General features: G+C 60.7%; 17 protein-coding genes. 14 read left to right on the top strand and 3 right to left on the bottom strand.

Annotated elements, in window-relative coordinates:
* Nucleotides 1–420: 420 nt before the first annotated feature.
* Nucleotides 421–1764, top strand: a complete 1344-nt coding sequence (locus tag U9R61_RS07030; protein WP_322488104.1) for an Ig-like domain-containing protein — start codon at nucleotides 421–423, stop codon at nucleotides 1762–1764.
* A 69-nt stretch (nucleotides 1765–1833) separates the two neighbouring features.
* Here the strand turns inward: U9R61_RS07030 and U9R61_RS07025 are convergent, their stop codons facing one another.
* Both U9R61_RS07025 and U9R61_RS07020 read right to left on the bottom strand, forming a co-directional pair.
* The gene (locus tag U9R61_RS07025; protein WP_322488103.1) at nucleotides 1834–4563 is read right to left on the bottom strand and encodes a hypothetical protein; all 2730 of its coding nucleotides are present in this window, start codon (nucleotides 4561–4563) and stop codon (nucleotides 1834–1836) included.
* A 75-nt stretch (nucleotides 4564–4638) separates the two neighbouring features.
* Entirely contained in the window at nucleotides 4639–5862 is a 1224-nt protein-coding gene (locus U9R61_RS07020; RefSeq protein ID WP_322488102.1) for an MFS transporter, read from the bottom strand.
* 221 nt (nucleotides 5863–6083) lie between these two features.
* Here U9R61_RS07020 and U9R61_RS07015 point away from each other — a divergent pair, with 221 nt between their 5' ends.
* From U9R61_RS07015 to U9R61_RS07000, 4 genes are all read left to right on the top strand, one after another.
* Nucleotides 6084–7667 (top strand): acyl-CoA carboxylase subunit beta, encoded by a 1584-nt coding sequence (locus tag U9R61_RS07015; protein ID WP_322488101.1) that lies wholly within the window; start codon nucleotides 6084–6086, stop codon nucleotides 7665–7667.
* 24 nt (nucleotides 7668–7691) lie between these two features.
* A complete protein-coding gene (locus U9R61_RS07010; RefSeq protein WP_322488100.1) occupies nucleotides 7692–8048 on the top strand; it encodes an OadG family protein in 357 nt (118 codons plus the stop codon).
* A 65-nt stretch (nucleotides 8049–8113) separates the two neighbouring features.
* Nucleotides 8114–8515 carry an acetyl-CoA carboxylase biotin carboxyl carrier protein subunit gene (locus tag U9R61_RS07005; RefSeq protein ID WP_322488099.1) on the top strand — a complete coding sequence of 134 codons (402 nt, stop codon included), beginning with the start codon at nucleotides 8114–8116 and terminating at the stop codon, nucleotides 8513–8515.
* Entirely contained in the window at nucleotides 8515–9684 is a 1170-nt protein-coding gene (locus tag U9R61_RS07000; protein ID WP_322488098.1) for a sodium ion-translocating decarboxylase subunit beta, read from the top strand. Before U9R61_RS07005 ends, U9R61_RS07000 begins: the two co-directional genes overlap by 1 nt.
* Here the strand turns inward: U9R61_RS07000 and U9R61_RS06995 are convergent.
* The gene (locus U9R61_RS06995) at nucleotides 9671–10570 is read right to left on the bottom strand and encodes an NADH:flavin oxidoreductase (RefSeq protein WP_322488097.1); all 900 of its coding nucleotides are present in this window, start codon (nucleotides 10568–10570) and stop codon (nucleotides 9671–9673) included. The genes U9R61_RS07000 and U9R61_RS06995 overlap by 14 nt on opposite strands.
* Before the next feature lie 154 nt (nucleotides 10571–10724).
* Between U9R61_RS06995 and U9R61_RS06990 the strand changes: the two genes are divergently transcribed.
* From U9R61_RS06990 to U9R61_RS06950, 9 genes are all read left to right on the top strand, one after another.
* Nucleotides 10725–11855 (top strand): L,D-transpeptidase, encoded by a 1131-nt coding sequence (locus U9R61_RS06990; RefSeq protein WP_322488096.1) that lies wholly within the window; start codon nucleotides 10725–10727, stop codon nucleotides 11853–11855.
* Between the two features lie 209 nt (nucleotides 11856–12064).
* Nucleotides 12065–13198, top strand: a complete 1134-nt coding sequence (locus U9R61_RS06985) for a hypothetical protein (protein WP_322488095.1) — start codon at nucleotides 12065–12067, stop codon at nucleotides 13196–13198.
* Between the two features lie 104 nt (nucleotides 13199–13302).
* Nucleotides 13303–14475 (top strand): response regulator, encoded by a 1173-nt coding sequence (locus U9R61_RS06980; protein ID WP_322488094.1) that lies wholly within the window; start codon nucleotides 13303–13305, stop codon nucleotides 14473–14475.
* 278 nt (nucleotides 14476–14753) lie between these two features.
* Entirely contained in the window at nucleotides 14754–15683 is a 930-nt protein-coding gene (atpB, locus tag U9R61_RS06975; protein WP_322488093.1) for a F0F1 ATP synthase subunit A, read from the top strand.
* Nucleotides 15684–15762: 79 nt separating this feature from the next.
* Nucleotides 15763–15993, top strand: a complete 231-nt coding sequence (atpE, locus tag U9R61_RS06970; protein WP_322488092.1) for an ATP synthase F0 subunit C — start codon at nucleotides 15763–15765, stop codon at nucleotides 15991–15993.
* Between the two features lie 30 nt (nucleotides 15994–16023).
* Nucleotides 16024–16518, top strand: coding sequence for a F0F1 ATP synthase subunit B (locus U9R61_RS06965; RefSeq protein WP_322488091.1), 495 nt, complete (start codon nucleotides 16024–16026; stop codon nucleotides 16516–16518).
* 44 nt (nucleotides 16519–16562) lie between these two features.
* Nucleotides 16563–17036, top strand: coding sequence for an ATP synthase F1 subunit delta (atpH, locus tag U9R61_RS06960; protein ID WP_322488090.1), 474 nt, complete (start codon nucleotides 16563–16565; stop codon nucleotides 17034–17036).
* Between the two features lie 57 nt (nucleotides 17037–17093).
* The gene (gene atpA / locus U9R61_RS06955) at nucleotides 17094–18662 is read left to right on the top strand and encodes a F0F1 ATP synthase subunit alpha (protein ID WP_322488089.1); all 1569 of its coding nucleotides are present in this window, start codon (nucleotides 17094–17096) and stop codon (nucleotides 18660–18662) included.
* Between the two features lie 63 nt (nucleotides 18663–18725).
* Complete coding sequence (locus tag U9R61_RS06950) at nucleotides 18726–19598, top strand: F0F1 ATP synthase subunit gamma (RefSeq protein ID WP_322488088.1); 873 nt, start codon at nucleotides 18726–18728, stop codon at nucleotides 19596–19598.
* Nucleotides 19599–19611 lie beyond the last annotated feature (13 nt).

The following is a 19611-nucleotide window of genomic DNA, read 5'->3' as shown; positions in this document are numbered from 1 at the left end:
AACCCGGCCTTAAAGGGTCGGTCTACACTGCGAAACGCAGCAGCGCCCCTCTCCCGCACCGGTGGGAGAGGGTGATGCGGAAACTGGCAGTAACGCAGGCAGTCAGCCGCTCTCCCGTGCCAGTGGGAGAGGGGCTAGGGTGAGGGAACGTTCCCCTCCCCCAGCGGGAGAGGGGCAAAGGGAAAGAGCTGTAGGTCATTGCAAGGTAAACCATGCACCCCAGCCGGGAACCTTGATTAGCCCTTGCCTCCTCGATTGTTGCACGAATAATCGTCTTCGTTCGTTATGAACCTTATTGGCAAGACGCCAACGCTCGTCGAGATAGGTTTTATGGCCAAGGATTGCTATGAAGCCATAACTTCTGAACGGACAGACATTAGAGCGAGATGCGTTGCCGGCATTATGCCGAAGATGGAAAAGGTGATAAAGATCTTTCCCATTCTTGGTGAAGCAATGGATGTTGCCGAGTGCAGTGGTAAATGCACTGGCGGTTCGACTGAATATAATTGCGACAAGGATTATATCACTTGTAACGCTGCATGGTACAACATCTACGCTTGGCTCGGCGTACCAAACTACACCGTATGGCGCTGTCACAATGGCTGTTACAACAACTTTCCGCAATATGTTACCTGCGCGTTCGACCAGTGCTGCATTCCCGGCGTCGGCTGCGGCAATATCGCCAACGGCGGGTATTGCCGGCCAGAATTGATCGGTCAAGCCCATGACCCGAACGAAATCTGCGGCCCCGCCGGCGATGTTGTGCCCGGCCAGTGGATGAGCTACACAATCGACTATGAGAATATGGGCAGCGGACGCGCTTATGGCGTCTTTGTCAGCGCTCAGCCCGCACCGGTCTTCGATCCGGCGACGCTGCAACTTGGCAGTAATGCGATCTTTTACCCCGACCAACGGCCGATCGTCTGGGCGATCGGCGAGCTGACGCCGAACGGTCAAACCGATTCGACCGGTTCGGTCACGATGACGGTGCGACTGCGCAGCGATCTGACCACCGGAACAGTGGTGGCGCAGCAGGCGACGGTCTCTTTCCCCAGCGCGAGTGAAGAGACCTCCACTAACACGTGGATCAATATCGTGAATCCTTTGGTCGCTGTACCGCAAGCTGTGACCACCAACTACCAAACGGCGCGCACAATTACACTCAGCGGCCTCGGCGCGAGCGGATTGATCTACGAGATCGTCGATCAGCCGAGCCACGGCGACCTCACCGGCACGCCGTCGAACCTCACCTACACGTCGGCAGCCAATGTGAGCGGCGGCGATGCCTTTACCTTCCGGGTGCGCAGCGGCAGCGTGGCGAGCCGTGTCGCGCAAGTGACGATTACGATCAACGCTAGCGGTGACACTACCCGTCCCACCATACTCTGGAGCAATTCGGCCAACAATGCAAGCGGATTGGTGGCCGGCACAACGCCGGTCTACACCGATACCATCGGCCCAGTCTTCGCGCCGGCCATTATGCTTGGCACATCAGAGGCGCTTGATGCGACGACGGTGACGACCGGCACGGTGAAGCTCTTGCGTGCCAACGGCGCCGAAGTGCCGATCAGCATTTCGTATACGCCATCCAGCTACCAGATCACTATGATGTCGCGTGTCACCCTAAGCGACGGTGCCTACCGCGTGACAGTCACTACCGGGGTGAAGGATGTAGCCGGCAATGCACTGGCAACGCCGTATACCACCAGCTTTACCATCGGCATTCCGCCACGACAGGTCTTTGTACCGATGATCCAACGGTAGGCTTGACGAAGCGGGGGGGCACACCTACGTTGTGACCCCCATTAATGCATCAGTCGTAAGCGAGTGGCTTCACCGCAAGATCGTCAACGGCAGCGGCACCGCTTGCGCAGCTACAAGCTCGCCGTTGCGCACCTGAAATTGAGCAATCGGAAGGCCATCGGTGTCAGGACTGAGCTTCACGTACGCGATGTACCGGCCATCCACCGCAGCCCGTGATGGGCTTAACCACGCCGCCTGAGGCTGGCGCGCGTCAATAGTCACGTCCACCGCTCCTGCCGCTGATACCGGCAGCGTTCCGCGCGCCAACATCACGGGCCGTTCAGTTCCCGCTTCCGCGCCATGAATTTCAAGCAGCAGGGGGGTGTTCCCGCTATACTGCGCAGTAATCTGCAGCCGCGAGCCGGCAAACGTGCTCTCAACCGTCAACGCCACGCCACCCACTGCATCCAGTGCCGGCGTTCCCCGCCAGAGCTGCACACGCACGATGCTGAACGTCGCCGCATCGCCGCTGATCGTCACCGGTTGATCACGGCTGATCGGCACAGTTAGCGTCTGCCCACCGGCTGCCAACCGCTGCTTCGTCTCGCCCACCTGCACCTCTTGCTCGGTCAGACTCGCCACATCGAGCAGCAGGGTCGCGGATTCCACCACAGTAGGCAAGACAATCCGGCTCCGGCCAACCTCCACGCTATCACCACGCAACCGCACCGTCAGCGTCGCCGGATGGCGTGGATGGAATTGGCCGATGTCCGGCACTCCCGGCGTGAAAGACGTCAAGAGTATATCAGGCACTTCATAGAGAACAATGCCTTCACCTTGCCATCGCGCCTCACGCTCGCCTACGCCAAAGGAACTTGGATCCTCGGAACGCGCCAGCATCACGTAGTCGAAGACTTGGCCGGGTTGCGGAGTCTCCCACGCCGGATAGTAGCGTATCCGCGCTGATCCATAGAGCACAGCGCCAGCTTCGCGCCAACGCCGCGCTAACCCCAAAACAACCAAACCGGGTATGCGCTCGTTGGCTGAGAGATAGACCGTAGCACCGGCTATATCTTCCGGCATGACCGGCTGGGATTTCAGCGTATATACCACCGCCTCGCCAATCGCTGCCGTTCGTTCGAGCAATGGTGTCTGATCAGCCCACGTTATCAGATGAGCTGCTTTGGTTGGATCAGAAAAATCATTGCGATGAATAATGAGCGTATCAATGCCCAGTGTTGCTAGATAGCGCACCGTATCGTTATCGGGCAAAAGCTGAACTCGTCGCGCCAATTCGAGCGAACCATTCGGAAACAGGCCGCTATATCCGATTGGTAACGAACGCCAATGAGAGATTTGAAAAAACTGGCGCCACGTAATCCGCTCAGAGCGCAATTTTGCGTCGATTGGCAATTCCAGCACAACGCGATGAGCAGACGGCGACGATTGCGCTAGCCATTGATAGACCGGCGGCGGCGCGGGCAGCTCGATCCGCGGGATGGGCCATACCAGATGTTCAAGCAGCGCCAGCGCCCCCACCACCGGTACGAGCCAGCGCCCCCATCCCCGCCACAGCCACGCCGCCCCCATCCCCGCCAGCACCGCGACCGCCAAGCTGCCAAGCATCCACCACCGCGCCGGCACCCGCAGCGCGTTAAACCCCGGCACTCGCTCGTACAACCAACCATACGGCAACGCCGCCACCACTCCCGCTTCATCGCCGCGCACCCGCAACGCCACCCCCAGCGACAACACCACGCCCACCGCCCCGATCAACAGCAGCGCCAACCCGTCACGCCGCGCCACGCGCCACCACCGCCAGCCGCCGATCCCGGCCAACACCACCGACAGCGCCCCCGGAAACAGCAGCAGCTCCTGCTCGCTGCCCGGCTGCACCGGCGTCACCCCGGCGCCATACAGCACATTCCCCGCCGGCACTGACAGATACGCCGTCAGCGGCGCCGACCACCGCACCAGCTCCCCCAGCGAACGCACAATGCCGAGATAGGCATAGACCGTCATATAGGGCAGCAGCAACGGCAGCGCGATCAGCGCTGCCACCGCGCCGGCAAGCGCCAATCCACCAATGCTGCGCCCCACCGCCCGTCGCGCCAATGGCGACCGCCAGCGCACCGGCCACAACCACACGAAAGCCGCCACCCCCACCGCCAGCGCCACCATCGGCGCATAGTAGATCGCCGTCGCCGCTTGCACACCGGCAAACACGCCGGTCAACGCCGCCGCTCGCCAAAACGCCCCGCCCGACCGCACCGCCATCTGGCGCAGCCAGTACAACGCCAATGGCAACCATGCCGTGTGGAGCAAGTTGAGATGCGCCAAATGCGCCATCCGGTAGGTGCTGAAGGCAAACAAGCCACCGGCCAGCAACGCGCCGATGGTCGCCGCCGGTGCTTCGGTGTGCTCAGCGAGGATATCACGGCTGAGCAGAAAGACTGCCCAGCCGCTGAGGGTAAAACTCAGCAACAGCAGCGCGTTGTACGCCGCCACCGGCTGGCCGAACGCCAAGACCGGCAACATCACCACTGCCCAGAGCAGATGGTGGTCATTGTACGTCAACGTGCGCGGATACGGAAAAAAGATTGGCGCATCCCAGACGCTTGCCGGATGGTGCAACAGCGCGTGGCCATCCCACGCCAGTATCCACGTCTGCAACAACGGATCAGCCCCGCTGCCGGGCAAGACGGTGGTCATCTCCATCGCTAGCGGCCACGTCCAGAGAATCGTCAAGACCAAAAACCAGAGGAAGGGCCAACTCACGCGCCACCAGTACGGCAATCGCAACCTATTCTCTGCTGTCATTAGTCCTGTCGCCTACCTGCAACAACCCTGCGGACATACTCGCCCCATCGTATCACACTTACCGGCCCGCCGCACTCACCCCCGCCCGCCAGCCAAGCGCGCCGCCGCCGGCAATCGCCGGAGCGTCGCCATCGCCCAGATGCCAATCGCCGGCCCAAGCGCCAGCCCAGCAAAGGCCCACCGCCAGCCAACCCAAGCCACCAGCGGCGGCACCAGCCAGATCGTGATCAAGGTGAGCAGAAAGCCCAAGCTGGTTTGCAAGGTCAAAGCGGTGCCGGTGCGTCCGGGGGGCGAGAGTTCGCTTACCGCTACCGAGAATTGGGCTGAATCGGCGACGACGGTCAAGCCCCAGAGCAAGGCCAAACCGGTGACCAGCCACGGATTGCCGCCGAACGCTAGCCCAATCACCAGCGCGCAACCGCCGCTGATGGCCATCGCCGCGATCGTAATTGTGGTACGCCCCAGCCGGTCGGCGAGCGCGCCAGCCACGACGCTGCCGAGGCCGCCCATCGCAATTGCGGCAAAGGCAGCCACGCCGGCCCAATGCGCTGCTACGCCACTAGCCTCGAAGCTGGCCAACAGAAAGAGCGGCAGCCATGCCCACGCCGCGTACAATTCCCACATGTGGCCGAGATAACCGAGATTCGCTAACAACACTGGCCGCTCGCGCACCACATCAACCACCTGCGCCCAGCTAAAGCGCGGCGTAGCCGCCCGCAGCGGCCCTTCTCGCACCGCCGCCGCCACCATCACGCCCCCCAGCGCCGCCAACCCGGCAGCCAGCAACAGCGTGCGCCGCCAATCGCTAATCCCGCCCAACACATTGAGCAAGTGCGGCGAAGCTGAACCGATCGTCAGCGCGCCAACCAACACCCCAATCGCCAACCCTCGCCCGCGCTGCGTCCACGTTGCCATGATCTTCATCCCGACCGGATACACCCCTGCCAGCGCCATGCCGGTCAAAAACCGCAACGGTAACGCTAACCCCGGCCCCTCGGCAAACAACGCGATCAATGCCGTGCAGAGGGCCGCTAGCGCCGCCGCCCCAGCAAAGAACCAGTGGGTGGGCCAGCGGTCGGCTAACCCCAGCGCCGCTGAACCAAACGCGCCCACGGCAAAGCCCAGTTGCACCGACATCGTCAACCACGCCCGCACCGTATCGTCTAACCCCCACTCAGCGGTCAATGCCGGCACCACCGCTGAAGCGGAAAACCACGTGCCTTTCGCCAGCAACACCGCTAGCGCCAGCCAGAGGATGACCAGCCACGGGCGGGCCAGCTGCGCGGGGATGGTTGTCATGCGTTTACTCCGTCAACCAAACGACAATACACGGTTGCCAAAGAGTGACCCTATTTTACTGCACGCAACTATTGCACATGCTATACTAACATCTGTAAATACCCAAAGCGATCTATCAATCGATCCACCCACTACCCACAACGCCCACTACCCACAACGCCGCTCTGCATGTGATTATGCCGCGAGCGAGCGTGGCCATTCGTTCACAGGGAGGAACGACCATGACTCAGCGCGATACGGAATCATCCGCTGCCGCTCCATTAACCCTCCGCGCCCGGATCGAGGCGCTCCGCCAGCAGCGCCACCGGCTCGAACAGGGTGGCGGCCCCGACCGGATCGCTCGCCAGCATCAAGCCGGCAAATTGACTGCCCGCGAACGATTGCACCTACTGATCGATCACGATACTTTTCAGGAACTCTATCTCTTTGCCCGCCATCGCTGCACCGCCTTCGGCATGGCCGATAAAGAGATGCCCGGCGAGGGTGTCATTACCGGTTGCGGCAGCGTTGATGGCCGGCAAGTGTTTGTGGCGGCGCAAGATTTTACCATTGCCGGCGGCTCGGTCGGCGAGATGCACGCCGATAAGATTTGCCAAACGATGGATCTCGCCCTCAAGTGCGGTTCGCCATTCATCACCATCAACGATAGCGGCGGCGCGCGCATTCAAGAGGGCATTGACGCACTGAGCGGCTATGGGCGCATCTTTTACCGGAATGTGTTACTTTCTGGGGTCGTGCCGCAAATTGCCATCATTGCCGGCCCCTGCGCCGGCGGCGCTGCCTATTCGCCGGCACTGATGGATTTTATCATTATGGTGCGCGGCAGCGAGATGTTTATCACCGGCCCGGAAGTGCTCAAACAAGTGACCGGCGAGCATGTGACCGGGGAAGAGTTGGGCGGGCCGGAAGCGCAAGTGCGCAGCGGCGTCGCCCACTTTATCGCCGAGAATGATCAAGAGGCGATCGAGATTTGCAAGCGGTTACTCAGCTTCTTGCCCGCGAATAACCTCGAAGATCCGCCGGAGCGTGGCGATGGCGAATTGCGCTGGTTCACCGATCCTGTGCTCGATAGTATCATCCCCGATGACCCGCGTGAACCGTACGATGTGATTCCGATCATCAAGCGGCTAGTTGACGACGGCGATTTTCTCGAAATTCAGCGCGGCTTCGCCGATAATGCCGTGATCGGCTTTGCTCGCATTGATGGCAACACGGTCGGGATTGTCGCCAACCAGCCGATGGTCATGGCTGGCGTGCTCGATATTGACGCCTCTGATAAGATCGCACGCTTTGTTCGCTTCTGCAACGCCTTTAACATTCCTATCATCACCTTCGTTGACGTGCCCGGCTTCTTGCCCGGCGTCGCCCAAGAGCGCGGCGGCATCATCCGCCACGGCGCAAAGATGCTGTTCGCCTATTCGGCTACCACGTCCCCCAAAATTACGGTGATCCTGCGCAAAGCCTACGGCGGCGCGTATCTGGCCATGTGCGGCAAAGACCTTGGCGCTGATCGCGTCGCGGCATGGCCAAGCAGCGAGATCGCGGTGATGGGGCCGGAAGGCGCGGTCAATATTATCTTCCGCGAGCAGATTAAGCAGGCCGAAGACCCAGCCGCCGCCCGCGCTGAGTTTTTGCGCCTCTATCGGGCTGAATTCGCTTCACCCTACGTTGGCGCGGCCCGTAACCTGATCGATAGCATTATTGCGCCGAGCGAAACCCGGCGCTACCTCAGCCTCGCGCTGGCCTCGCTACGCACCAAGCGTGAGTTCCGCCCGCAGAAGAAGCACGGTTTAGTACCGCTATGAGTGAAGAGAAGAGAGGGAGGGCGCATGATTGATCCGACTGCCGATCCGTTGCTGGTTGGGTTGCAAATCACGATCACCGGCGTCACGATCGTCTTCATTGTGTTAGCTATCGTCGCCATCAGCCTTAGCGCACTCAGCGCCAGCCAGCGCCTGTTCCGGCCCAAGCCGGTTGCGCCGGCAACGCCAGCTACCCCACCGCAGCCGCCGGCAACCGCCGATCAGCTTGACCCCCAACTGATTGCCGTGCTAACGGCAGCCGCTGTGGCAACGTTGCAGCAACCGGTGCGGGTCCTGCGGGTGCGTTACTACCGCCAACCGTCAGGCATGTGGACGCGCTTAGGCCGGGTAAGCGTGATGGCTTCGCGCCAACTGCACCGGTAACAGTGCTTTGACCTATCACCGCCCGTTCACTGCCTGCTCGCCGATACAAATAAACCGGAGTCGCTATGAAACGCTTGCGCATTACTGTCAACGGTATCAGCTACGAAGTCGAAGTTGAGGTCTTGGCCGACGATGATGAGGCGACCCTCACCGCGCCAACCAGCATCAATGCGTTGCCTCCGGCTCGAGCAGCCACGCCGCCAGCGCAAACCGCCGCCCCCGCTGCCCCGCCCCCCAACACCCATCCCAGCGGGCCGGGGGTATTGGCCTCGCCCATTGCTGGCATCGTGGCCGAGATCAAGGTGAACATCGGCGATCACGTGAAGGAAAATGATCCGTTGGTCGTGATCGAAGCGATGAAGATGAACTCGAACGTCAGTTCCCCGGTAGCTGGCACGATTCGCGCGATCAATGTCAAGGTTGGCGATTCGGTGCGGCAAGGCCAACCATTACTGGAGTTTGCCTGATGGAATGGCTGATCGGCTTCTTTGAAGCGAGCGGGTTGGCCCATCTGTCATGGGGCAATCTGCTGATGATTGTTGTCGGATGTGTCTTCGTGTACCTTGCGATTGCCCGCGGCTTCGAGCCATTGCTGCTGGTGCCGATCGGGTTTGGCATCATCCTCGGCAATATGCCGTTCGAGCCGGGGATGGGGCAAGGCGTCTACGATCAGGGCAGCGTGCTCAACTATATCTACTTTGGCGTCATTGCCGGCGTCTTCCCGCCCCTGATCTTTCTCGGCATCGGCGCAATGACCGACTTTTCCGCCTTAATTGCCCAACCGCGCCTGATCTTGCTCGGCGCCGCCGCCCAAATCGGAATCTTTTTCACCCTGATGATGGCGGTGTTCCTCGGTTCGCGGTTGCCGTTCCTCAATCTCGCCAGCGCCGATGATCCGCTGCGGTTGTTGCGGGCAGCAGCAGCGATCGGGATTATCGGCGGAGCCGATGGCCCGACGGCCATCTTTATCGCCACCCGGCTCGCGCCTGATCTGCTTGGCGCGATCGCGGTGTCGGCCTATTCCTACATGGCGCTGGTGCCGGTGATCCAGCCGCCAATTATGCGCTTGCTGACCACCCGCGAAGAGCGCCTGATCCGGATGCCGCCCCCCGCTGAAGTCAGCCGCGCGCAACGGATCCTCTTTCCGATTATCGGGTTGATCGTTTGCGTGCTGATTGTGCCTGACACCCTCCCGCTGCTCGGCATGCTCTTCTTCGGCAATCTGCTCAAAGAGAGCGGTGTTACCGAGCGGCTAGCCAAAACCGCGCGCAGCGCCCTGATCGACAGCGTGACGATTATGCTCGGTTTAACGGTTGGCGCCAGCACCCAAGCCAGCAACTTCCTCACTCCGCGCTCGGTTGCGATCTTCGCCCTTGGCGCTTGCGCCTTCGCCATTTCCACTGCTGGCGGGGTGCTATTCGCCAAATTCTACAATCTCTTCACGAACAACAAGATCAACCCGCTGATCGGAGCTGCTGGCGTTTCAGCGGTGCCGATGTCGGCCCGCGTAGCTCATGGGGTGGCGCAAGCGGAAGATAAGCAGAACTTTTTGATTTGGCAAGCGATGTGCCCCAATGTGGCCGGCGTGATTGGCTCTGCCGTCGCTGCTGGCGTGCTGTTAGTCATTCTACGCTGACCGGGAAGAGGATCCGGCGCGCCATCTGGGGCCATTCCGGCATCACCCGCAACGCAGTGCAGAGCATCACCAGATCGATGCTCCCATCTTGAATGACCGCATCAGCCAGCAGTGGATCGCTGAGTTGGCCAGAACCGATCACCACCGCTTCGCTGGCGATGCGGCGAATGCCGATGATCAAGGGGATCGTCCACCCCGGAAACCGGGCCACATCGGGAGTGTAACGAGTGACCGTCACATCGAGAAGCTGCGCGCCAGCAGCCACTGTCCGCCGTGCAATCAGGCGCGCGTCTTGATGGCCCAACCCGCCGGGGATCAGTTCAGCCGCCGGCATGCGCAGCCCAACCCACAGCCGCCGGCCAAAACGCTGGCGAATGTGTTCGATAATGGTGAGCACCGGTTGGATTCGGTCGCCGGTAGCGCCGCCATTGTTCAAGGTCAAGCACGGCGAGACCAGTTGCGCCAGCGCGCCATCGTCGGCAATCGAGAGGAAGACTCCATCAGCGCCGGCTGCCAGCGAGCGCCACGCCGCTTGGAGGTACAACTCAACGAAACTCGCTGCTGGCATGCCAACCGCCGGCGCTTCCAGTAAAAAGGCGATCCGGCTGCCAAAGGCATGCGCTGCCGCCGAAAGCCGGCGCAAACCGGGCAAGAAGCCATCGTGCCAAATGCCGAGGTGCGCTGCCGGCTCACCCGGTTCGCAGATCAACAATGGCTCGGTGACGATCAGACCAACCCCGGCCCGCGCTCGCCGCTCGTAATAACTCACGAGCGCAGCATGGCAGAACCCATCGCGCCCGGCCAGCCCACTCGGCGCCGGCGCCATCACAATTCGATTTGCCAGTCGCCGGCCAGCCACTTGTAGCGGTGTAAAGAGATCTGCCATACCACGCTCGCATTGCAACCTTGCTTACCGTAGTATAGCCAGAGAGTTTACTCTTCCGCAAGACGCTGCGCAAAGCGGAATCTTGACGGCGTTTGATATAATAACGGTATTATTCGCCTATGCACCATGTCGCCGTCTATTGCTTGAGACTCGTATGTTACCCATTGCCCATTTGCCGTCCGCTCGCCTACGTTTTGCGCTCTTGCTGCTGGGCAGCGGGCTCTTGTTGTTCGGCTTGCGGCTCTACTGGAACACAACGGCAGCGGCTCACCCTATTGCCCAACTCGACCGGTTGCCGATCGTGCGTACCGTTTACTTCCCAGCCACCGGCCATCACCTTTCCAATCGGGTTGGCTTTCTCGATTTCTGGCGCGCCAACGGCCAACTGCACACCTTTGGCATACCGATCAGCGAAGAATTGGTGATCGATGGCCGGATTGTGCAATATTTCGAGCGCGCTCGCTTTGAGTACCATCCCGAATATGCCGGCACGCCGCTGCAAGTTCAGCTTGGTCTGATCGGGCAAGAATGGCTTGTCCGCCAATCGATCGCTTTGCCGCCGGAAGCCGCCGGCGCGGCTGGTGCGTTCTTTCCCGAAACCGGGTACACCCTGAGCGGCGAGTTTCTTGAGTTTTGGGAACGGCGCGGCGGTTTGCCGATCTTTGGCTTCCCCATCAGCGCCGAACACACCAGCGATGGCAGCGTCATCCAATATTTCGAGCGTGCCCGCTTGCGCTACCGGCCCGATGCCCTCTCGCCCTTTCTCCGCCAGCAACAAGGTATTTATGGCTTCGATCTCGATGCACTGCACGAAGTCGCGATCGACGACCTAGGCCGCCAATTGGCCGACCTGCTCGGCATCAATACCGCCCCCGTCGCGCGCCTGCCCGGCGCCGTTGACTGGAGTCCGGCGCTGTGGTCACGCCGGATCGAAGTCAATCTGGCTCGCCAGCAACTCTTCGCCTACGAAGACCAGTTGCTCGTTTTTACGGCCCCCGTCGCAACCGGACGCGACGGATTTAACACGCCCCGCGGCGATTTCGCGATCTATTACCGCTTGCCCGAACAGACGATGACCGGTTGCCTCGGCGGCGAGTGCTGGTACGTCCCAAACATTCCATGGGTGCAGTACGTGGTCGGCGGCGTCGCTTTGCACGGCACCTACTGGCACAATGCTCACGGCACGGGGGTGCGCATGTCGCATGGGTGCATCAATTTGCGGATTGATGACGCCCAATGGTTGTATGAATGGGCCGATCTCGGCGTACCGGTACAGATTTATTGAGCAATGGAATTCATTGTCCGGCATATCCGCTTCGGCAGTGCAGCGCATCCCTTATCGCTGCGTCTGCCGCAATAACCAGATTCCGCCCGCCGCATCCTCGCTGGTGCATCCGCATTGCAATGAGGCAACGCTCACCGCAAACCAACGGTCACGAGCTGTTCCGTGTTATAATGACGCAATAAATACCGTCACGCACAGGCACATGCACTATGCTGTACGTACCCGATGGCGTTCCTCCAATTATCAAGAGCACGCTGGCCCGCGTCGAACGCACCCTGCCGCAACCCGGCGAGATATTGGTCAGGCAAGGCGGGCGCGTCGAGCCTGATGATGTGATTGCGCGCGGGGTAGACCCTAGCGCGCCGCACATTCTCAATCTGGCGCGCGCGCTCAACCTGCCGCCGGCGCAGGCAACACGAGCGGTCGTAGCGCCGATCGGCCAACCGATCAATGCCGGCTCCGTGCTGGCCCGGCGCGGCGGTCTGTTTGGCCGCCGTGTGCTGAGCCCAGTCAACGGCACGCTACACGCAGTGGATCCAGCCACGGGCTATGCGTTTATTGTGCCCGAACCGCGCCAGATAATGCTCACCGCCGGCATTCGCGGCATTGTGATGGAGGTTATCGACAACCGGCGGATTGTGATCGAAACGCCGGCTGCGCAACTGTACGGCGCCAGCGGGTTTGGCAGCGATTGCAACGGCGTCACCCGCTTGCTCACCCTCGATCCGGGCGAACCGATCACTGAGCAGATGATCGATGCCCAGAGCATGTTCGCCATTATCATCGGCGGCAGCGGGATCAGCGCGGCTGCCCTCAGGAAAGCGGTTGAACATCAAGTGCGTGGGATGATCATCGGCAGCATCGCCGAACGCGAACTGCGCGCGTTCTTTCAGTGGGCCAAGCGTGTGCTATGGCCAATCGGCGTTCGCAATTGGCAATGGTCAGGCAACATTGCCGCACCGCTGACCATCGTGCTTACGGAAGGCATCGGCAATGCGCCCATGGCAGCGCCGCTGTTTGACTTGCTCACCAATAACGACCGCCGTGAAGTCTTCATCGAGAGCAACACCAGCCTGCGCCACCCCCATCGCCGCCCGCGGGTGATCATCCCGCTATCGCGCAGCAGTACAGCATCACTGGAACCGCCGCGCCCGCCGCTGCGCATCGGCGCGCTTGTGCGCCTGCTCGATCATGACCATCTCGGCCAAACCGGATCGGTGCGCAGTCTGCCGGCCTTGCCCCAACGCTTGTCGTCGGGCGTGCGCACTGCGGCAGCCGAAGTGCTGCTGAACAGCGGCGAAGCGATTTGGCTGCCGCGTAGTTGTGTTGAAGTGATAGCCTGACTACGTACTTCCCCGAAATTTCTACTTCAAGTCGTAGCTGTTTCGGGTATACTTATGGGCAGTAGTAGACGGTTACACATTGAGCGATACCGTGAGAGAATTCAATGACCTATCGTCGTATTGTCGTGGTCGCCCGCGCTAATCCTATCTTGCGAAACTTACCCGCAGCGATGGCCGGCGATGCAACGGTACAAATCTTCGACTCAGCCAACGATGCGCTCTGGGCCATTAGCACTGAGCCGCCCGATCTGGTGCTGAGCGAACTCGAACTCGACGAGATGAGCGGTCTTGATCTCGCCGAGATTGTACCGAATTTTGACCCGCATACACGGGTCGTATTGTGGGGCGCTGGCCTGAGCAATGCTGACCGTGAGCGGGCCAAGGCCGCTGGCGTGAGCACGGTGCTGAGCGGCGAGGTGAGTCTAGATGCAGTGCGCGCAGCCGTGAGCAGCGCACTCGATACGCCGCGCGCTGCGCCGGCACCGCCATCGCCGCCGGCAACAACGCGCGCCGTTGCCGAGACACCGCGTAGCGAACCGCCCGCATCTGTTGCAAAGGAAGAACCACCCGCACCGCCGGCTGCCCCCCCTCCGCAGCGACCCTTTACCCCGGCGCGAGTAGTGTTGCCGTCGCGGGCCGAACGCGAAGCGGCTGAACGCGCTGCCCGCGAGGCGGCTGAGCGGGCAGCGGCCGAGCGAGAAGCAGCCGAACGCGCTGCCCGCGAGGCGGCTGCCCGTGAAGCGTCGCCGCATAAAGGCGGCTTGGCCGCCCGTTCACGCGCGGCCACCGAGCGCCGGTCCAGCACACCATCCACCTCGGCGGCTACCCCCGCCGCGGCTGAGCCGCCGCTCGCTTGGCGCAGCGATGGCCGTAACCTGATCGTGACCGAGCAAAATATTGCGGCAATCCGCAGTATTATGGGTCAATTGGGCCAAGATCTCGGTACGCAGAGTATTATGCTGACCGACCGCGCCGGGATGATTTTGGTCGAAACTGGCGATAAAGGCAACTTGCCGTTGATGGTGGTTTTGCCTCTCCTGTCGACCGGTTTCTCAACGACCGGTGAGGTTGCGCGCCAGTTGCGTGAGGAAGATGCGACCAGCGTCTACATCCACGAAGGCGTCAACATCGACCTCTACTGTTTCGATGTAGCACAGCGGTTTTTGCTGGTTTTGGTCTTCAACAAGCGAGTTGCAAGCTCGAAGATCGGTGCCGTGTGGGTGAATGCCAAACGCGCCATTCGCGAATTGCGCGATGTGTTGGCGCGGTCGTCGTAGGGGCGTAGGGTCGCTATGCCCCTACCACCCCTACGACGACTGCACTGCATCTCTGCCCCCTTCCTCGCCGTTTGCCCGTACCGTATAGCTATGGTATACTCGCGACGGCTTCGCAAAACCGTAATAATCTCTGCATGAGTTGTTTGCGAAATGTTGCGAAGTGCGTTATACTGCTTGTGAAAGACGGAACAAAAAAGTGGTCGTTCGCGCTCCGGGCTGCAGCGCGCACAGAGCAGGGCGCTGAGCAATGCCCGACGTTGTCGAGCAGGAGGTAGGCGTTGTCAACGCGGACTCGAAACATTCTGATCATTGTAGGGGCGCTCATCATTTCGATTGCTAGTCGCTTTTTCCTCTACACCGGCCCGCCGCATGTCGAAGTCGCCGCCGAAGTCATCTTTGACGGCATCCCCGGTTTCCCCATCACCAACTCGTTCGTTGTTAGCATCATTATTGACATTTTTGTGATTGCGCTGGCATTTGCCGCCACTCGCAATTTGCAGATGGTGCCGCGCGGGTTGCAGAATGTGATGGAGTTTATTCTCGAAACGCTGTACAATCTCTTCCGCAACATCAACGCAAAGTATGTCGCAACCGCATTCCCATTGGTAGCGACGATCTTCCTCTTCGTGCTGTTTGGCAACTGGTTCGGCTTGTTGCCGGGGGTTGGCTCGATTGGCGTTTGCCACGAGAAGAAAGAGAAGCATGGCGTCGTTGTAGACGAGCGGTTGGCAATTGCTGGCCCGGCCAGCGTGCTAACAGCCGAGAGCGAGGAAGTGCATGATACCTGCGCTGCACAGGGCAAGAAGCTGATCCCGCTCTTCCGCGCGCCGGCGGCTGACCTCAACTTTACCTTCGCGATTGCGATCATTTCGTTCGTCTTCATCGAGTATTGGGGCTTCCGCGCCCTTGGGCCGGGCTATTTGAAGAAATTCTTCAACCTGAACGGCATTATGTCGTTCGTCGGCATTATCGAGTTTATCTCTGAGCTGGTGAAGCCCTTCGCGCTGGCCTTCCGTCTTTTCGGCAATATCTTCGCCGGCGAAGTGCTGCTGGTGGTGATGGCCTTCCTCGTGCCGCTGTTGCTGCCGCTTCCCTTCTACGGCTTCGAGGTGTTCGTCGGGTTTATCCAAGCGTTGATCTTTGCGCTGCTGACCTACGCCTTCCTCAACATTGCCGTAACCGGCCACGACGAGGAGCACGCACATTGATCGGGTTCACGCGGATCTTCCGCGATCGTTTAGGTGTAAGGTATCGTTGCAGAGTCTGCTTTAAGGAGGCATCTCAATCATGGAGGGTCTGAATCTCGTCGCAACCGCGCTCGCCGTTGGTCTGGGCGCTATTGGGCCGGGTGTTGGCATTGGCATCATCGTGTCGGGTGCGGTGCAGGCGATTGGCCGCAATCCTGAAATCGAGAACCGGGTCATCACCTACATGTTCATCGGTATCGCCTTTACCGAAGCGCTCGCTATCTTCGGTCTGGTGATTGCGTTCTTGATCGGTTTCGGCGTGTTGCAGTAGAGCATTGCGCGTTTACGGGAGGTTTGCAGGGTGGAAGCATTAGGTATTAATCCGACCCTATTGATCGCGCAACTGATCAACTTTCTGTTGCTGATCTTCATTCTGCGCGCGCTGCTGTACCGTCCGGTGATGAATTTGCTCAACGAGCGCACCAAGCGCATCGAAGAGAGTGTGCGAGATGCAGAAAAGGTGCGCGAGCAGTTGGCCAACGCCAAGCGCGATTACGAGGCTGAACTAGCGAAAGCGCGTCAGGAGGCAGCCAAGATCGTGGCGCAGGCGCAAGAGCGGGCCAAGCAGCAGGAGGCTGAGATCATTGCGCAGGCGCGCCGCGAGGCCGAGCGCCTGAAGGAAGAGGCTCGTGCGCAGGCTGAGCAAGAGCGCGCGCAGATTATGAGCGAAGCCAAGACTCAGATCGCTGATCTGGTCACATTGACGGCGAGCCGTGTGCTCGGCGCCGAATTGCAGGCCCGCGGCCACGATGCGTTGATTGCCGAGTCACTGAAGGCGCTTGATCGCCGCAACTAACGTCGCAGACTGGCGCCACTAGTCTGCCAGAGGAAACAGAGCGTATGGCAACGACCATTGATGCACGGGAGCTGGCCAGCCCGCTCGTGGAAGCGCTGCTCACCACCGCCGCCGAGCAGATTCGGGCCGCGGTGCCGCGGATCGCTGGCCTTGGGCCGAGCGATGCTGCGGCGGCCCTGCCGGCCGATCTGCTGCCCCAAGTGCGCAATTTCTTGCTCGCAATGGCTAAAGAGGGGCTGACCGGCGAGTTGGGCGCTGTGGCGACCGCCTTGCAGAGCTATCTCGAGGCCGGTAGCCGCGTAATCGACGCGAGTGTGACCAGCGCGATCGAGCTGAGCAGTGAGCAGAAAGAGCGCATTGCGAGCGAGTTGCGCCAGCGCTACGGTGACGTTCACGTGACGTATTATGTTGATCCGACGCTGATTGGCGGGTTGATTATCCGGGTTGGCGATCAGGTGCTTGATAATAGCCTGCGCGCCCGCCTCAGCGCCATTCAGCGCGCATTGCAGGCAAGTTAAAGTAGCACTCAGCTCGCTGGCCCGGTGTCGCCGGCCGCCAGCGCGACGGAGTAGAGCATGACGACGATTACTGAAGAATTGATCGCCCGGCTGAAGCAGGGGATCACCAGCGGCGTCGACCTTCAGCCGCGTCAGGTCAATGTCGGAACGGTGATTGCCGTCGGTGACGGCGTCGCGCGGCTGTCCGGCCTTGATCAGGTCGTCGCCTCTGAGATTGTTGAGTTCCCGCCCAAGGCCGGCCGGAATGAATCGATTTATGGCATTGCCCTAAACCTCGAACAAGATAGCGTCGCCGCGATTATTCTCGGCGATGACGAGACGATCGAGGAAGGGGATATGGTGACCTCGACCGGGCGCGTGATTTCCGTCCCGGTCGGGCAGGGTCTGCTGGGCCGCGTCGTGAACCCGCTCGGCCAGCCGATCGATGGCAAGGGGCCGATTCTGTACGACAAGACGCGCCCGATTGAGCGGATCGCCCCGGGCGTCATCACCCGCAAGTCGGTTGATACGCCGGTGCAAACCGGTATTATCGCGATTGACGCCCTGATCCCGATCGGGCGCGGCCAGCGCGAGTTGATCATCGGTGACCGCCAGACCGGCAAGACGGCCGTCGCAATTGATACCATCCTCAACCAGAAGGGCCAAGGGATGGTGTGTATCTATGTTGCGATCGGCCAGCGCCGCGCGCAGGTGGCGCAAGTGGTCGGTACCCTTGAAAAGTATGGCGCGATGGAGTACACCATTGTTGTATCGGCAACTGCCTCGGAAAGCGCCGCTCTCCAGTATATTGCGCCCTACGCCGGCTGCGCGATGGGTGAAGAGATTATGGAGAATGGCGTGATGCTCAATGGGCAATTGGTGCGCGATGCCCTGATCGTCTATGATGACCTGAGCAAGCACGCCGTCGCCTACCGGCAGGTATCGCTCTTGCTGCGCCGCCCGCCGGGCCGCGAAGCGTACCCCGGTGACGTGTTCTACCTGCACTCGCGCTTGCTCGAACGCGCCGCCCGCCTCAGCGAGGAATACGGCGGCGGTTCGCTGACCGCGCTGCCGGTGATCGAGACGCAGGCCAACGACGTGTCGGCTTACATCCCAACCAACGTGATTTCGATTACCGACGGCCAGATTTATCTGGAGTCTGACCTGTTTAATGCCGGTCAGCGCCCGGCGCTCAACGTCGGTATCTCGGTGTCGCGCGTGGGTGGTGCGGCGCAGACGCGGGCGATGCGCGCAGTGGCCGGCAAGCTGAAGGGCGAGTTGGCCCAGTTCCGCGATCTGGCCGCTTTTGCCCAGTTTGCCAGCGACCTCGATGCGACCACCAAGGCGCAGATCGAGCGTGGCCAGCGCCTGCAAGAGCTGCTGAAGCAGCCGCAGTACCAGCCGCTAGCAGTCGAGGATCAGGTCGCGGTGCTCTATGCGGCTACCAACAACTACCTCGACGATGTGCCGGTGCCGATGATTACCAAGTGGCGCGATGATTTTCTGGCCTTCTTGCGCACCGCCCATCCAGAGGTGCGGAAGCTGATCTACGACAATCGCCTTGATCGCAAGTTCCCCACGCCGGAAGTAAAATCGGCGCTGGAGTCGGCGATTAAGGAGTTTAAGGCAACCAGCAATTATAGCTAGCAGGCTCCACCGGCGGGCGGGCACAGGCCCGCTCGCCGGTCGCATGACTGCAAAGGGTTCGATATGCCGAGTAGTCGCGAGATTAAGCGCCGCATCCGATCAGTGAAGAACGTTGCCCAAATTACGCGGGCGATGGAGATGGTATCGGCCTCGAAGATGCGGCGCGCCCAACGGAATGTGTTAGCTACTCGCCCGTATGCCGACCGCATGCGGGAGGTGATGGCCAATTTGACGGCGCGGGTGGTAGGCGCAGCGCGCCGCGGCACGCTGCTCGAAAAGCGCGAAACGGTCAAGAGTGTGGCGTTGTTGGTGGTGACGCCTGATCGCGGTCTCTGCGGCAGCCTTGTCGCCAACGTCTTGCGCCGCGCTGGGCGCTTTATCACCGAGCAGCGCGCTATGGGCCGCACGGTCGATATTTACACCTTTGGCCGCAAAGGGCGCGATTTCTTCCTGCGCACGGGTTTTGCACCCGCCGGCGAAGCCACGCGCCTCGGCGATGCGCCCAAGCTTGAGGCGATCCTCGGTGTGGCGATCAGCGCCATTAGCGGTTTCCAAGCGGGTAAGCACGACGAACTCTACATCATTTATAGCGAGTTCATTAATACGCTGGTGCAACGACCGGCGATTAAGCAGTTATTGCCGGTAGAAAGCCCCGATATCTCAACGACCACCAACGTCGATTATACGTACGAGCCGGGTGAAGAAGAGGTGTTGAATAGCATTCTGCCGCGGTACGTCGAGACCCAGATCTATCAGGCGGTGCTTGAGAGCATCGCTAGCGAGCATAGCGCGCGGATGGTGGCGATGCGCAACGCTACCAATAACGCGAAGGATCTGGTGCGCGATCTGACGCTTTCATTCAACAAGGCGCGGCAAGCCGCTATTACGAAAGAGGTCAGCGAGATCGCTTCGGGCGCCGCTGCTCTCGCTAGTTAATGCTAAGAGGAGG

Origin of the sequence: Chloroflexus sp., from assembly GCF_034431535.1 — a bacterium.
Classification (GTDB): Bacteria; Chloroflexota; Chloroflexia; order Chloroflexales; family Chloroflexaceae; genus Chloroflexus.
The sequence above is the reverse complement of the archived record's forward strand: the minus strand, read 5'-3'. Positions and strand labels throughout refer to the sequence as shown.